The 12874-nt window shown below is 68.2% G+C and carries 15 protein-coding genes; 7 read left to right on the top strand and 8 right to left on the bottom strand.

Translation table 11 applies throughout. The annotated features are described in order from the left end of the window. Nucleotides 1–23 precede the first annotated feature (23 nt). The 3 genes from HMPREF9710_RS20825 (at nt 24) to HMPREF9710_RS20835 (ending at nt 2530) form a co-directional block, all read left to right on the top strand. Nucleotides 24–299 (top strand): hypothetical protein, encoded by a 276-nt coding sequence (locus HMPREF9710_RS20825; RefSeq protein ID WP_005669652.1) that lies wholly within the window; start codon nt 24–26, stop codon nt 297–299. Beyond that, nucleotides 289–1473, top strand: coding sequence for a GGDEF domain-containing protein (locus tag HMPREF9710_RS20830; protein WP_229409897.1), 1185 nt, complete (start codon nt 289–291; stop codon nt 1471–1473). The genes HMPREF9710_RS20825 and HMPREF9710_RS20830 overlap by 11 nt, the downstream gene beginning before the upstream one ends. A gap of 97 nt (nt 1474–1570) precedes the next feature. Further along, on the top strand, nt 1571–2530 hold the full coding sequence (locus HMPREF9710_RS20835; RefSeq protein ID WP_005669656.1) for a Ppx/GppA phosphatase family protein: 960 nt from the start codon (nt 1571–1573) through the stop codon (nt 2528–2530). On the opposite strand, the gene HMPREF9710_RS20840 is transcribed toward HMPREF9710_RS20835, so the two are convergent. Next, complete coding sequence (locus HMPREF9710_RS20840) at nt 2504–3598, bottom strand: AI-2E family transporter (RefSeq protein ID WP_005669658.1); 1095 nt, start codon at nt 3596–3598, stop codon at nt 2504–2506. The two genes, HMPREF9710_RS20835 and HMPREF9710_RS20840, sit on opposite strands and share 27 nt — an antisense overlap. Nucleotides 3599–3875: 277 nt before the next feature. Here HMPREF9710_RS20840 and HMPREF9710_RS20845 point away from each other — a divergent pair, with 277 nt between their 5' ends. Continuing rightward, nucleotides 3876–4391: a hypothetical protein gene (locus HMPREF9710_RS20845; protein WP_005669660.1), complete on the top strand. Its 516-nt coding sequence runs from the start codon at nt 3876–3878 to the stop codon at nt 4389–4391. Nucleotides 4392–4394: 3 nt separating this feature from the next. On the opposite strand, the gene HMPREF9710_RS20850 is transcribed toward HMPREF9710_RS20845, so the two are convergent. The 7 genes from HMPREF9710_RS20850 to HMPREF9710_RS20880 form a co-directional block, all read right to left on the bottom strand. After that, nucleotides 4395–4685 carry a hypothetical protein gene (locus HMPREF9710_RS20850; protein ID WP_005669661.1) on the bottom strand — a complete coding sequence of 97 codons (291 nt, stop codon included), beginning with the start codon at nt 4683–4685 and terminating at the stop codon, nt 4395–4397. A 176-nt stretch (nt 4686–4861) separates the two neighbouring features. Further along, nucleotides 4862–5518 (bottom strand): ABC transporter ATP-binding protein, encoded by a 657-nt coding sequence (locus tag HMPREF9710_RS20855; RefSeq protein WP_005669663.1) that lies wholly within the window; start codon nt 5516–5518, stop codon nt 4862–4864. A gap of 26 nt (nt 5519–5544) precedes the next feature. Further along, nucleotides 5545–6339 carry a phosphonate ABC transporter, permease protein PhnE gene (gene phnE / locus HMPREF9710_RS20860; RefSeq protein ID WP_005669664.1) on the bottom strand — a complete coding sequence of 265 codons (795 nt, stop codon included), beginning with the start codon at nt 6337–6339 and terminating at the stop codon, nt 5545–5547. Next, nucleotides 6336–7166 carry a PhnE/PtxC family ABC transporter permease gene (locus HMPREF9710_RS20865; protein WP_005669666.1) on the bottom strand — a complete coding sequence of 277 codons (831 nt, stop codon included), beginning with the start codon at nt 7164–7166 and terminating at the stop codon, nt 6336–6338. The genes phnE and HMPREF9710_RS20865 overlap by 4 nt, the downstream gene beginning before the upstream one ends. After that, nucleotides 7166–7981, bottom strand: a complete 816-nt coding sequence (locus HMPREF9710_RS20870) for a phosphonate ABC transporter ATP-binding protein (protein WP_005669667.1) — start codon at nt 7979–7981, stop codon at nt 7166–7168. The genes HMPREF9710_RS20865 and HMPREF9710_RS20870 overlap by 1 nt, the downstream gene beginning before the upstream one ends. Nucleotides 7982–8000: 19 nt before the next feature. Then, entirely contained in the window at nt 8001–8879 is an 879-nt protein-coding gene (locus HMPREF9710_RS20875) for a putative selenate ABC transporter substrate-binding protein (protein ID WP_040777666.1), read from the bottom strand. 52 nt (nt 8880–8931) lie between these two features. Next, nucleotides 8932–9546: a class I SAM-dependent methyltransferase gene (locus HMPREF9710_RS20880; RefSeq protein WP_005669671.1), complete on the bottom strand. Its 615-nt coding sequence runs from the start codon at nt 9544–9546 to the stop codon at nt 8932–8934. Nucleotides 9547–9709: 163 nt separating this feature from the next. Between HMPREF9710_RS20880 and egtD the strand changes: the two genes are divergently transcribed. The 3 genes from egtD to HMPREF9710_RS20895 are packed head-to-tail and all read left to right on the top strand — an operon-like array spanning nt 9710 to nt 12845. Beyond that, the gene (gene egtD / locus HMPREF9710_RS20885) at nt 9710–10678 is read left to right on the top strand and encodes an L-histidine N(alpha)-methyltransferase (RefSeq protein ID WP_157225686.1); all 969 of its coding nucleotides are present in this window, start codon (nt 9710–9712) and stop codon (nt 10676–10678) included. After that, nucleotides 10675–11901, top strand: a complete 1227-nt coding sequence (gene egtB / locus HMPREF9710_RS20890; protein ID WP_005669675.1) for an ergothioneine biosynthesis protein EgtB — start codon at nt 10675–10677, stop codon at nt 11899–11901. Before egtD ends, egtB begins: the two co-directional genes overlap by 4 nt. Continuing rightward, nucleotides 11898–12845: a YihY/virulence factor BrkB family protein gene (locus HMPREF9710_RS20895; RefSeq protein WP_005669677.1), complete on the top strand. Its 948-nt coding sequence runs from the start codon at nt 11898–11900 to the stop codon at nt 12843–12845. The genes egtB and HMPREF9710_RS20895 overlap by 4 nt, the downstream gene beginning before the upstream one ends. The last annotated feature ends 29 nt before the right edge of the window (nt 12846–12874 follow it).

Here is a 12874-nt window from a genome sequence, read left to right on the forward strand (position 1 = left end):
CTGGCCGCTTCGATGGAGAGCCCATGTTCCTGGACCATCCCACCATGACCGCGACCAATGCCGTGGCCGAGCCGGACCGGCTCGAACGGCTGCAGCGCGTGTATGGCTACGCGACGGCGCTGGCCGAGGGATCGGGCAATGGCGGCTTCGTCGATAAAGTCACGCAGCTGCACGATCACAAGGGCACCCTGATCGTGTTCTGGCACGAACCGCCCCTGGAAGCGGAGCGGGACTATTTCACCCGCGCCTGGGCCAGCAAGGTCGGCGACGGCACCCTGAACGTCGAACATGAGTACTGACACAATGATGCTGGACGCGTCGACCATGGTCCTGGTACTGGCATTGGGCAACCTGACCCTGTGCGCGCTGCTGACCTTCTTCAATCACGGACCGAACCGCTCGCCGGCGCTGGTGCTGTGGAGCCTGTCGAAACAGATCCAGGGCGGCGCCTGGCTGCTGCTGGCCCTGGGCGACGCCGGCGTGGTGCCGGCTGCGATCGCGGTGCCGGGCGGCTACGCCTTGCTGTTCGCCGGCGTGGCGGTCGAGGGCGGGGCCTCGTGGGAGGCGGCGCGGCGGCGTGCCTGGCGCACCCCGACCATGATCGCCGGCGGCCTCGCGATCCTGGCTTTCTTCCTGTGCTACCTGATCGACGAGGAAGCCTTGCGCGCCGTGGCGGCCTCGCTGCTGCTGGGCGGCTTCTATTTCTCGGGCGCGCTGGCATTGAGCTGGCGCTGGCGCGACGTCAGCCTGCTGCAGCGCTTCCTGGCGCTGGCCAGCATGGCGCTGGCCCTGGTGGTGGCCGCGCGCGGCCTGTCGGTGCTGCTGCTGCCGGGCGGCTGGGGCTGGCTGACGAGCGAGCTGCTGGGTCAGCTGTCCAGCGGCGCCCTGTACCTGCTCATGCTCGGCAATGCCTTCGGCGTGCTGCTGCTGACGCGTGAGCGCCTGCAGGACGCGCTCGAGCGCGCCGAGGTGATCGATCCGCTGACCGATGCGCCGAACCGGCGCGGCTTCTTCCAGCTGTTGGGGCCGTGGATGGCGCTGGCGCGCCGTCCGGGCCTGCCGACCGCGCTGGTGGTGTTCGATCCGGACGGTTTCAAGCGCGTCAACGACAGCTATGGCCACCCGGCCGGCGACGTCGTGCTGCGCCAGATGGTCGAGCTGTGCCGGCGCCAGCTGCGCGACAGCGACCAGCTGGGCAGGGTGGTCGGCGTCGAGTTCGCGCTCCTGCTGCCGCGCACCAACCTCACGGAGGCGGCGCTGGTGGCCGAGCGCATCCGCGCCGCGATCGAGTCGACCCCGTTCAAGGGCGAGCGCGCGATGATCAAGCTGACCGCCAGCTTCGGCGTCACCATCATCCGCCCCGAGGACAGCACCACGACCCTGTTCCAGCGCGCCGACGAGGCCCTGCAGCGGGCCAGGCAGGCGGGACGCAACCGGGTGGAGCTGGCCAGCGAGACGCTGGCCGAGGTGTGAGTGGCCTCACGTGAGTGCGCGCGCGCCGCGATGCGGCGCGCCGTCACGCGCATGTCACGCGCGAGGCTTATGCTGCGGCCTGTTCAAAGGACGCGCCATGCAAGCCTCAACGATTGAATCACCCATCTACGCCGCCGTCGAGCTGGGCTCGGACAGCTTCCGCCTGCATGTCGGGCATGTGGAGGACGGCGCGCTGCGCCTGGTCGCCACCATGGCCGAGCCGGTCCGGCTGGCCGCGACGCTCGACGAGGACGGCATGCTCTGCACGTCCGCCATGCGCCGCGCACTGGCATGCCTGGAGGGTTTTCGCGGCGTGCTCGACGCCTGGCATCCGCAGGCGGTGCGCGTGGTGGCGACCTCGGCCCTGCGCATGGCGCGCAATGCGGCTTTGTTCCTGCCTGCGGCCGGCAAGGCGCTGGGCCGGCCGGTCGAGCTGATCGCCGGCGACGAGGTGGGCCGCCTGGTGTACCTGGGCGTGGCGACCACGCTCGGGGAGCAGGACGCTGCGCGCCTGGTGGTCGATGTCGGCAGTGGCGCGACCGAGCTGGTGCTGGGCCAGGGCGCCGCCATCCGGCGCATCGAAACCTTCGCCATCGGCGCCGTGCGCCAGAGCCTGACCTTCTTTGCCGACGGCCGGCTCGACAGCGCCGCCTTCGACGCCGCGGTGCGTTCGAGCCGCAGCCGCTTCGCCGAGGCCAGGCTGGGCGCCCAGCGCTGGGAGCGGGCCTATGGCGCCTGCGGCGCCGTGCGCGCGCTGGCCGAGATCGCCCAATCGAGGGGCGAGCCGCAAGGCGTACTGTCCCGGTCCGGCCTCGAGCGCCTGCGCGCCGATTTCATCGAACTTGGCCACGTGGCGCGGGTGCGCCTGGCCCATGCGCCGGCCGAACGCGTCTCGCACTTGCCGGGCGGGCTGGCGATCCTGATCGGATTGATGGAAGAACTCGACATCGCCGAGCTGGTCGCGGTGCAGGCCGGCCTGCGCGTGGGCGCGCTGTGGGACCTGCACCTGCGCGCCGCGGCGATGAATTCGCTAACCCACCCGCTCGGCGTCGCCTGACCCGGCTGCAGCCGGGGGCGCGGGTGGCGCCACCAGGTGCGCCGTGCCCGGCGGCTCGTCGCGCAGCCAGCCGAACAGGATCGCCATCATCAGCGGGCCGACGAACAGGCCGATCACGCCCAAGGTCGAGACGCCGCCCAGGAGGCCGAACAGCACCGCCAGGAAGGGCAGGTTGACGCGCTGCCCGATCAGTTTCGGGCGGATGAATTTATCGACCAGGAACAGCTCGACCGCGCCCCAGGTGAACAGGCCCAGCGCCTCGGCCGAGTGGCCCTGGCCGAACAGCAGCAGCGAGACCATCGTGAACGACAGCGGCGCGCCGCCCGGGATCAGGGCCAGGTAGCCGGTAATCACGCCCAGCAGCACCGGGGCCGGGGCGCCCGCCACCCAGTAGGCCACGCCCAGCACGATGCCTTCCAGGATCGCGATCGAACCCAGTCCCAGCGCGGTGCCGCGCACCGACAGCGGCAGCACGCGCCGCAGCTTGGTGTACTGGTCGGGCAACAGGCGCGCGCCGGCGCGGTCGATGTAGTGCATGACGCTGGAGCCGTGCACGTACAGCACGAACAGCGTGAGCAGGGTGAGGAACAGATACAGGGCGTTGGCCAGGATCGTGGAACCCCAGACGCGCGCGGTATCGGTCAGGTGCGGCATGAAGTCGCCCACCGTGGTGCGCACCAGGGCGTTCAGCCCGCCCGGCACGGCGAGGTGCTCGAGCCACCACTTGACGGCGGGTTCGGCCACCAGCGGCAGGTTGGCCAGCCAGCTCGGCACCGGCACCCCGGTCTGGTTGAAGCTGATGAGCATGCGCTGCAGGCTGGCCAGCTCGTAGGTGAGGGTGTGGAACAGCAGCACCGACGGCCCGACGAAGCTGACCACCAGGAGCAGCAGCATGAAGCTGGCGCTGGCCAGCGGCGCCCAGCCGCGTCGAAGCAGGCGCTGGTGCAACGGCCAGGTGATCACCGCCAGCAGGCCGGCCCAGGCGATCGAGCCGAGAAAATGTTGCAACAAGAAGGCCAGGGCGATGGCGAACAGCACCGGCAGGATCAAATGAGCTTTGTTGCGCATACTGGCCCGGGTTGAATCACGTTTTCCTCAAAAAATTTCTACGTCGCGCGGAGTTTACAGCAGAGTTGTCCGCTCGAAAGAATAATACAGGATGCATTCCCATAAAAGCGGAGTTTACAGAATGAATACTTCTGAAAAACAGAAGGCCGCTCCTGTGGAGACCGTATTGTGACACCGATCGGCGCCGGCGGCAGCAAGCGCGCGGTATGTACGGCATCCTGCGGGAAGCGGCTAAATCGTTTATACTATTTGCCCTTTCAACGATGGAGCAGCACCCATGCCACGCAAGCCGGCCGCCGCGCCCGAACCAGCGGCAGCGCGCGCGCAGCGCCCCAGGGCGAAGAGCGGCAGTCCAACAACGGCGGCCAAGACCAGCGCCAAGACCGCGGCCAAGCCCGTGGTCAAGCCTGCCGCCAAGCCTGCCGCCAAGGCCGCAACGGCAAAGGGCGGGCTCAGGACGGCGGTCAAGTCGGCCGCCAGGGCGCTCGCGAACCCGCCGGCCAGGAGGCCGGCCGCCAAGGCGCCCGTGCCGGCGCCCAAGTTGGCGCTGCGCGCGCCGGTCCAGGATGCGCGTCCGGTGCTGGTGCGCGACAGCTTCACCATGCCCGAGCGCGAATACGCGGTGCTGCTCGAAGTCAAGCAGGCCTGCTTGCGCGCAGGCATCGACGTCAAGAAGAGCGAACTGCTGCGCATTGGTGTGGCCCTGCTGGGCCAGCTCGACGTGGCCACCCTGCAGAGCGTGCTGGGCGCGCTGCCACAGCTCAAGACCGGGCGTCCGCCGGCCCAGGACTGAGCGCTAGTGGATCGCCGACGCGCTCGTCAATTCCTTGAGTTCGCGGATCGGGATATTCGACTTCTCGTGCATGCGCAGCAGGATGGTTGCGCCGACGTTGAGTTTGCGGTGGCGGATCTTGCTGATGATCGGCGGTTGCACTTCGAGCACGCGGCACAGCTCCGCGTCGTTCTTCAGCTGCAGGCGCTCGATTAGCGTGTCGAGCAATTTGTTGGGCACGAAACTCGAGGGCTCGAGCGCCCGCGCTCGGTGCATGGCCTCGAGCATTTCCTGTTTTTTCTGTCGTACGCTCATGTCGATTCTCCAATATGAAAACATGATTCAAGACAGATCGACCGTTCTGGAAAAGTAGCCCCGCCTGTTGTATTCGCTTTATCGCGGCGGGTCGTTGTGATATTACTACGATTATGTTGCGCACGATTCGCGAAATTTAACTAAAAATGGCGTAATTGTGCGTTTCTTCCAGGAACTTATGCTAATTTCAGGCCGGAATGGGTGAGCAGCAGCACCTTGTCGGCCATGGCGGCCGCGGCGTGGGAGTGGGTGACCATGATGGCGCCGGCGCCGTGGGCGCGGGTCTCATGGCGCAAGAGCTGGAGGATCACGTCGGCCGTTTCCGGGTCAAGATTGCCGGTTGGCTCGTCCGCCAGCAGCAGGGCCGGGCGGTGCACCAGGGCGCGCGCGATCGCCACCCGCTGCAGTTCGCCGCCCGACAGCTGGCGCGGGAAATCGTCGCCCCGTCCTCCTAGCCCGACGGCTTCCAGCATCGCGGTGACGCGTTCCTCCGCGCGCGCGCCGGACTCCTTGTTGAGCAGCAGCGGCAGCGCCACGTTCTGGCGCAGGGTCAGGTGCGGCAGCACATGGAAGGCCTGGAAGATGAAGCCCATGCGGGTGCGCCGCAGGCGGGTGGCGGCGTCGTCGTCGAGGCTGGACATCGGCGCGCCGTCCACGATCACCTGGCCGGCGTCCGGCGCGTCGAGGCCGGCGATGAGGTTGAGCAGGGTGGACTTGCCGACGCCCGATTCGCCCATGATCGCCACGAACTCGCCGGCCTGGAACACATGCGACAGCTGGGCGAGCACCGTGCGGCCGCCGTAGGATTTGGTGAGCTGGTCGAGTTCGAGCATGCAGGCGATATGGATCTAGCGAGGGTCTAGCGGGTGAGGGCACGCCGCAGCAGGTAGCTGGCCGCATCGACCAGGGCCACCAGCACCAGCATCGCGATCACCACGGTGGCCGCGCTGGGCATCTGGAACAGCGACAGGTGGTACTTCAGCATCTGGCCCAGGCCGCCTGCCCCGACCACGCCCAGCACCGCCGCCGCGCGAATATTGTTCTCCCAGCGGTACAGCGTATACGACAGCATCTGCGGCAGCGCCTGGGGCAGCGTAGCGTACAGGAAGGCCGCCAGCGGCCGCGCGCCGTTGGTGCGCAGGCTCTGCTCGGCATGCGGCTCGACGTTTTCCAGGGCGTCGGCGAACAGCCGTCCCAGCACCCCGGCCGTGTGCGCGGCCAGCGCCAGGGTGCCGGCCATCGGCCCCAGGCCGGCCAGCACCAGCAGCACCGCGGCCCACACCAGTTCGGGAATCGAGCGCAGCACATTGAGCACCAGGCGCGTCACGAGCCGCGCCGCGCGGCCCAGGCGTCCGGCGCCGGCCAGCGCCAGCGGCAGGCCGACGGCGGCGGCGAGCAGGGTGCCGATGGCCGACATGGCCAGCGTCTCCCACAACGCGCCCAGGGTCTTCAGCAGGAACGGCATGCCGGTCTCGGGCGGCGCGAAGCCGGCCAGGAATTCGCGGCTTGAATCGATCGCCTCGGCGGTGAAGAAGGCGCTCCATTGCAGCGGCAGCGAGGCGAAGCTGGCCACGACCAGGGCCAGCAGGCCAAGCAGGATCAGCCAGGTCCTGAGGTCGCGTGGCGGCGCTGGAGGCAAGGTCGATGGCTTCATCCCAGCCTCCGGCGCAGCATCTTCGACACCAGGTCGGCCGCCGCCACCAGCAGCACGAACACGATCAGCATGGTCGCGACTTCGCCGCCGGCCATCATCTTGGTCGATTCGTCCAGGCGCTGGCCCAGGCCGCCGGCGCCGACGAAGCCCATCACCGCCGAGCCGCGGATCGCGCACTCCCAGCGGTACACGGTATACGACACCAGTTCGGCGCTCGAATCGGGCAGGGCGCCATACAAGAGCGCCGGCAGGCGCGCACTGCCATTTGCGAGCAGGACGTCGGTGGCATGGGCGTCGCTCGACTCGAGGATCTCGGCATACACCTTGGCCAGCATGCCGCTGTACGACAGGGCGATCGCCAGCACGCCGGCGGTCGGCCCCAGGCCGACGATGCGCACGAACAGCAGCGCCCACACGAGTTCGGGCACCGAGCGCAAGACCATCAGGATCCAGCGCAGGCCCTGGCGCACCAGCGCCGCGAACGGATGCACGCGGCCGGTGCCCAGACGCGAGATCGACAGGCGTTCGGTGATGACGAAGGTGGCGGGAATCGCCACCAGCAAGGCCAGCGTGAGCCCGGCGGTGGCGATCGCCACCGTCTGCCAGGTCTCGCGCAGCACCATCGCCAGGAAGTCGGGTTCGACCGCGGGGACGAGGAAATCGGACAGGAACATCCCGGCCGCGCGCAGGCTTTGCGCATCGAACAGCAGCCAGGGCTTGAATTCGGCGCCGGCCAGCAGCGGGTACAGCAGGACGACGAACATCGCGGCCCAGGTGACGCGCGTGCGCCACGCGGGATCGCGGTGAAGGACTGCAGCGGCGCTCATCAGAAGCAGGCGCCGACGGCGATCTGGCCGGGTGTCTCGTGCAGGGTGGCGGGCGCCGGCTCGACCTGCTCGTTGGCGTACAGCTCGGCGATCATGGCGTCGCTGACGTCTTCGCGCGGCGCATCGAACACGATGCGGCCGTCGCGCAGTCCGACCAGGCGCGGGAACTGTTCGCGCGCCAGTTCGACCTGGTGCAGGCTGCACACCAGGGTCGCGTTGCGCCCCTGCGCTTCCTGGCGCAGCGTGGCCAGGGTGTGGCGCGCGAGCGCCGGGTCGAGCGCCGAGATCGGCTCGTCGACCAGCAGCGCTTCGGCGTTCGAGAGCAGCAGGCGCGCCAGGCCGCAGCGCTGGCGTTCGCCGCCGGACAGGCGGTCGACCCGCGCATACAGCTTGTCGCCCAGCGAAAAACGCGCCAGCGCGGCATGCGCGGCGTCGGGATCCTGCGGGCGCACCAGCGAGGCCAGGGCCTGCCACAGCGACCAGTGCGGCAGGCGCGCGGCCAGCACCGCCGTCACCACGCGCTGGCGCGGCGGCAGGGGCGGCGCCTGCGGCGCCAGGAACAGGCGCGAGCGCAGGTGGTGGCGCTCGGCCCCGTTCAGCCGCCACGGGTCCTGGCCGAAGATCTCCAGGGCGCCCTCGGCCGGCCGGTGGGCGCAGGCGAGGGTGGACAGCAGGGTGGTCTTGCCGGCCCCGGAAGGGCCGATCAGGGCGACCTGCTCGCCGGCGCGGATCGTGAGGTCGAGCGCGTGCAGGGCCGGCGCGCGGCTGCCGGCCAGGTGGCGCACGGTCAGGCCGCGCAGGCGGTAGGTCGCCATGGTGAATCGCTTTCCCGGATTACTTCAGCAGGCCCGCATTGCGTGCGGCGGCTTCGATCGCGCCATAGTTGGCGGTTCTGGTCGGCACGAATTTCGTCGCGCGCTGCAGGTCGAGGATCTGCTTGCCTTCGGCGGTCGAGCCGTCCAGCGCCAGGAAGGCGTCGGTGATCTTCTTCTTGAGCGCCGGATCCATGTCGGTGCGCACGGTCCAGTTGTAGTCGAAATAGCCCGGGGTGGTGTAGAACACGCGCACCTGCTTCGGATCGACCTTCTTGCTCTCGACCAGCTTTTCCCAGACCGAGATGTTCAGCGCGCCGGCATCGACCTTGCCGCCGGCCACGGCCGCCACGGTCGCGTCATGCGCGCCCGAGAAGGCGATGCGCTTCAGGTCGGTGTCCGGGTTGATCTTGGCTTGCAACAGGAAGGAGCGCGGCATCAGGTGGCCCGAGGTCGACGATTCCGAACCGAAGGCCAGGGTCTTGCCCTTCAGGTCTTCCAGCTTGGTGATGCCAGGCACGGTGGTGATGAAGACCGAGCGGAATTTCTCGTCTTCCTCGCGCTGCACCAGCGGGGTCACCTGGCCCTTGCTGCGCACGTTGGCTTGCACGAAGGTGAAGCCGCCGAACCAGACCATGTCGATCTTGCGGTTGATCAGGCCTTCGACCGAGGCGGCGTAGTCGGTCACCGGGGTGAACTCGACCTTCAGGCCGGTGGCCTTGGCCAGGTATTCGCCCAGCGGCTTGAACTTGCGCTGCAGTTCGGTCGGCGATTCGTCGGGGATGGCCGAGACGCGCAGCACGCCATTGCTCTGGGCGCTCGCGGCGCCTGCGATCAGCATTGTGCCGGCAACAGCTGCGCACAGGGTTTTCAGGACGTGACGGCGAAGGGACACGGTCATGGTGTTCTTCATTGATGGTTAATCGGGACGGAATACGAATTATAAAGGCCGATCATTCCACCCGGCAAAAACAATAGACGAATTGCTGTGTCGTGCCGAACGGCGTCCGGTGCAGTTCGGTGCGGCTTTCGACCAGGCGGAAGGCCGGGCCGAACTCGTCGTGCAAGCCTTCGGCGTCATAGCGCACGATGTCCAGGCCGCTGCATTTGGTGGGTCCTTCGGGGCCGAAGGTGGCGACGATCACGCTGCCGCCCGGGCGCATGGCGCGCGCCACCTGGCGCACGTAGGCCGCCCTGTGCGCGGGTTCGAGCAGGAAGTGGAACACGGCGCGGTCGTGCCAGACGTCGTAGCGCCGTTCCGGCAGCTCGGCCTTCGTGATGTCTCCCACCAGCCACTGGGCCCGCCCGGCCTGGGCGCCCAGGCGCGCGCGGGCGACGCGGATCGCCTCGGCCGAGATGTCCAGCACGGACACGTCGGTGTAGCCGCGCGCCAGCAGGTCGTCGACCAGCGTGGCTTCGCCGCCGCCGACGTCGATGATGGCGGCCGAGGGCGCGCCGGCGCTGCGCCCGATCAGGGCGAGCGAGGTGTCCAGGTGCGGGGCGTACCAGCTCACCGCATCCGGCGCCTTGGTGCGGTACACGGTCTCCCAATGAAGTCGCTGATCCATATTTCAACTTAGAAATGTCGCAGGGCAAAACCCTGCACGCTTGAATTGTCGCGCGCACAGCGAATCGGGGGAATCCGCTATGATGGTAAAAACAGCAACGATAGAAGACATCCTCATATGCCATCTCGCATGGTGCGGCGTGGCGGCACGAATGATAAACCTTATGCTGACAACCTGCACATCCGACGAGCGCCAGGCCGCCGTTGCCAACGCCCACGACGCGCAAGAGCTGCACGCCGGCCTGGGCGCCGATGATGCCTGCATCTCGCCCAAATTCCTGTACGACGCGCTCGGCTCCAAGCTGTTCGAGGCCATCTGCGAACTGCCCGAATATTACCCGACCCGCACCGAGGCCGCGATCTTCGAACGCCATGGCGCCGAGATCGCGCGCGTGGCCGGCCTTGGGACCACCCTGATCGACCTCGGCGCCGGCAACTGCGCCAAGGCGGCCAAGCTGTTTCCGCTCCTGCAGCCGGCGCAATACGTGGCGGTCGACATCTCCAGCGAATTCACCCATGACGCCCTGGCGCGCCTGCGCCAGCGCTTCCCGCAGATCGCGATGGAAGCGCTGGGCATGGATTTCTCGAACCGTTTCGAATTGCCCGACCAGGTGCGCGCCGAGCGCCGCCTGTTCTTCTATCCCGGCTCCTCGATCGGCAATTTCACGCCCGAGGATGCGCAGGCCTTCCTGAAGCGCCTGCGCGCGCAGTGCGGGCCGGATGGCGGCATCCTGATCGGCATCGACCTGGCCAAGGATAAAGCCACGCTCGACGCCGCCTATGACGACGCGCTGGGCGTGACCGCCGCCTTCAACCTGAACATCCTGCGCCACGTGAACCGGCTGGTCGACGCCGATTTCGACATCCGCCAGTGGCGCCACCACGGCTTCTACAACCCCGCGCGCGGACGCATCGAGATGCACCTCGAGGCGCGCACGCCGCAAGAGGTGCACTGGCGCGGCGGCGCGCGCCGCTTCGAGGCGGGCGACTGCATCCACACCGAGAACAGCTATAAATACCAGCAGGCCGACGCCATCGGGCTGCTGGAGCGTTCTGGCTTCGAGGCGACCCGCGTCTGGACCGATCCCCAGCGCTGGTTCGCGGTGATCCACGCACAGGCCATCTCCCCATGAACATGCTGCGCGACGAGGGCCTGCCGCGCACCTTCGCCCGGGTGCGCGGCCGTTCGCTGCACCTTGCCGAGGCGTTGTCCGACGAGGATTGCTGCGCGCAGTCGATGCCCGACGCGAGCCCGATCAAGTGGCACCTGGCGCACACCACCTGGTTCTTCGAGACTTTCATCCTCGAGCCGCGCGAGCCGGGCTTCGCGCCGTTCCACCCGGCGTTCCGGGTCATCTTCAACTCCTATTACAACGGCGTCGGCGACAAGCATCCGCGCCCGCAGCGCGGCCTGCTCACGCGGCCGTCGCTGGGCGAAGTGAAAGCCTACCGCCACGACGTCGACCGCCGCATGGACGCCTTGCTGGCGCGCGGCATCGACGACGCGCTGGCGGCGCTGGTCGAACTGGGCCTGCAGCACGAGCAGCAGCACCAGGAGCTGATGCTCACCGACGTCAAGCACCTGCTGGCGCAAAATCCCCTGTATCCGGCCTATGCGGCCGAGCCGATGGCGGCATCCGAGCCGGCGCCGCGGCTCGACTGGCTGGCGTTCGAAGGCGGCCTGGCCGAGATCGGCCACAAGGGCACGGGCTTTTGCTTCGACAACGAGCTGCCGCGCCATCGCACCTATGTGGCGCCGTTCGCGCTGGCCTCGCGCCTCGTCACCAACGGCGAATACCGCGCCTTCATCGAGGCCGGCGGCTACCGCGACCCGAGCCTGTGGCTGGCGGAAGGCTGGGACCGCGTCTGCTCGGGCGAGATCACGCGGCCCTTGTACTGGATCGAGCACGAGGATGGCTGGCGCGAGTTCACCCTGCACGGCGTGCAGCCGCTCGACCCCGAGCGTCCCGTCACCCACGTCTCGCTGTACGAGGCCGACGCCTATGCGCGCTGGCGTGGCGCACGCCTGCCTACCGAGGCGGAATGGGAATTTGCCGCGCGCCAGTCGAGCCTGGGCGGAGTGCCTGTGCATCATCCGGCGGCGGCCAGCGGCGCCGGCCTGCAGCAGATGTTCGGCGCCTGCTGGCAGTGGACGGGCAGCAGCTACGCGCCATATCCCGGCTATTCTCCGGCGCCGGGCGCCATCGGCGAATACAACGGCAAGTTCATGGTCAACCAGTACGTGCTGCGCGGCTCGTCGTGCGCCACGCCCGAGGGCCATGCGCGCGCCAGCTACCGCAACTTCTTCCCGTCCGGCGCACGCTGGCAGTTCACCGGCATCCGGCTGGCGAGATGAGCCGCCGGCGTGACTGGCGCGCGCGCCTGAAGGACCAGCGCGCCAATATCTACATCCTGTCGCATCCCCTCAGGTTCACCCTGCAGGTGCTGCGCGGCTTTCGCGCCAACCAGGGCCTGCTGCTGGCCGGCGCCGTCGCCTATTACGCGCTGCTGTCGATCGTGCCGTTCCTGATGCTGGTGGTGGTGGCGCTGTCGCATTTCATCGATCCGGTGGAGCTGCTCGACACCTTGCGCCGCTATCTCGAGCTGCTGGTGCCGGGCCAGTCGCGCCCGATCGTGACCGAGGTCGCCAACTTCCTGCAGGACCGCCAGCTGCTGACCTGGGTGCTGGCGCTGACCATGCTGTTTTTCAGCTCGCTCGCGTTTACCGTGCTGGAAAATGCGATGAGCGTGATCTTCGTGCACCGGGTCGCGGTGCGGCGGCGCCATTTTCTGGTCTCGGCCGTGCTGCCTTATTGCTATATCCTGGCGTTGGGCATCGGCATCATGGTGGTAACGCTGGTCGCCGGCGCGCTGCAGGTGATGGGGTCCGAGAGCGTCTGGCTGTTTAACTACAAGTGGTCGCTGGGCGGGGTGTCGGGAATATTGCTGTACCTGCTGGGACTGGCGGGCGAGATCCTGGTGCTGACCTCGATCTACCTGGTGATGCCGGTGGGTAGGCTGTCGATCTGGCATGCCTTCATCGGCGGCGCGACGGCGGCGTTGCTGTGGGAAATCGCGCGCCACGTGCTGGTCTGGTATTTCTCGACGCTGTCGCAGGTGAACCTGGTGTATGGCTCGATGACGACCGCGATCGTGGTGATGTTCTCGCTGGAGATCGCCGCCACCTTGCTGCTGCTGGGAGCCCAGGTGATCGCCGAATACGAGCGGGTGGGGCAGGCCGGCGGCGGGGAGCCGCCGGCGCAGCCGGCCTGCGATATTCCGCCGCTGGCGCGTGGCTGACATCGTCGACCTCGCGCCAGCGGCGTTCT

The sequence above is a fragment of the Massilia timonae CCUG 45783 genome, assembly GCF_000315425.1.
Classification (GTDB): domain Bacteria; phylum Pseudomonadota; class Gammaproteobacteria; order Burkholderiales; family Burkholderiaceae_D; genus Telluria; species Telluria timonae.

What these genes read in the sequence shown, in the direction of transcription:
- HMPREF9710_RS20825 (WP_005669652.1), top strand. Translation starts at nt 24, where the DNA reads ATGTTCCTGGACCATCCCACCATGACCGCGACCAATGCCGTGGCCGAG.
- HMPREF9710_RS20830 (WP_229409897.1), top strand. Translation starts at nt 289, where the DNA reads ATGAGTACTGACACAATGATGCTGGACGCGTCGACCATGGTCCTGGTA.
- HMPREF9710_RS20835 (WP_005669656.1), top strand. Translation starts at nt 1,571, where the DNA reads ATGCAAGCCTCAACGATTGAATCACCCATCTACGCCGCCGTCGAGCTG.
- HMPREF9710_RS20840 (WP_005669658.1), bottom strand. Translation starts at nt 3,598, where the DNA reads ATGCGCAACAAAGCTCATTTGATCCTGCCGGTGCTGTTCGCCATCGCC.
- HMPREF9710_RS20845 (WP_005669660.1), top strand. Translation starts at nt 3,876, where the DNA reads ATGCCACGCAAGCCGGCCGCCGCGCCCGAACCAGCGGCAGCGCGCGCG.
- HMPREF9710_RS20850 (WP_005669661.1), bottom strand. Translation starts at nt 4,685, where the DNA reads ATGAGCGTACGACAGAAAAAACAGGAAATGCTCGAGGCCATGCACCGA.
- HMPREF9710_RS20855 (WP_005669663.1), bottom strand. Translation starts at nt 5,518, where the DNA reads ATGCTCGAACTCGACCAGCTCACCAAATCCTACGGCGGCCGCACGGTG.
- phnE (WP_005669664.1), bottom strand. Translation starts at nt 6,339, where the DNA reads ATGAAGCCATCGACCTTGCCTCCAGCGCCGCCACGCGACCTCAGGACC.
- HMPREF9710_RS20865 (WP_005669666.1), bottom strand. Translation starts at nt 7,166, where the DNA reads ATGAGCGCCGCTGCAGTCCTTCACCGCGATCCCGCGTGGCGCACGCGC.
- HMPREF9710_RS20870 (WP_005669667.1), bottom strand. Translation starts at nt 7,981, where the DNA reads ATGGCGACCTACCGCCTGCGCGGCCTGACCGTGCGCCACCTGGCCGGC.
- HMPREF9710_RS20875 (WP_040777666.1), bottom strand. Translation starts at nt 8,879, where the DNA reads ATGACCGTGTCCCTTCGCCGTCACGTCCTGAAAACCCTGTGCGCAGCT.
- HMPREF9710_RS20880 (WP_005669671.1), bottom strand. Translation starts at nt 9,546, where the DNA reads ATGGATCAGCGACTTCATTGGGAGACCGTGTACCGCACCAAGGCGCCG.
- egtD (WP_157225686.1), top strand. Translation starts at nt 9,710, where the DNA reads ATGCTGACAACCTGCACATCCGACGAGCGCCAGGCCGCCGTTGCCAAC.
- egtB (WP_005669675.1), top strand. Translation starts at nt 10,675, where the DNA reads ATGAACATGCTGCGCGACGAGGGCCTGCCGCGCACCTTCGCCCGGGTG.
- HMPREF9710_RS20895 (WP_005669677.1), top strand. Translation starts at nt 11,898, where the DNA reads ATGAGCCGCCGGCGTGACTGGCGCGCGCGCCTGAAGGACCAGCGCGCC.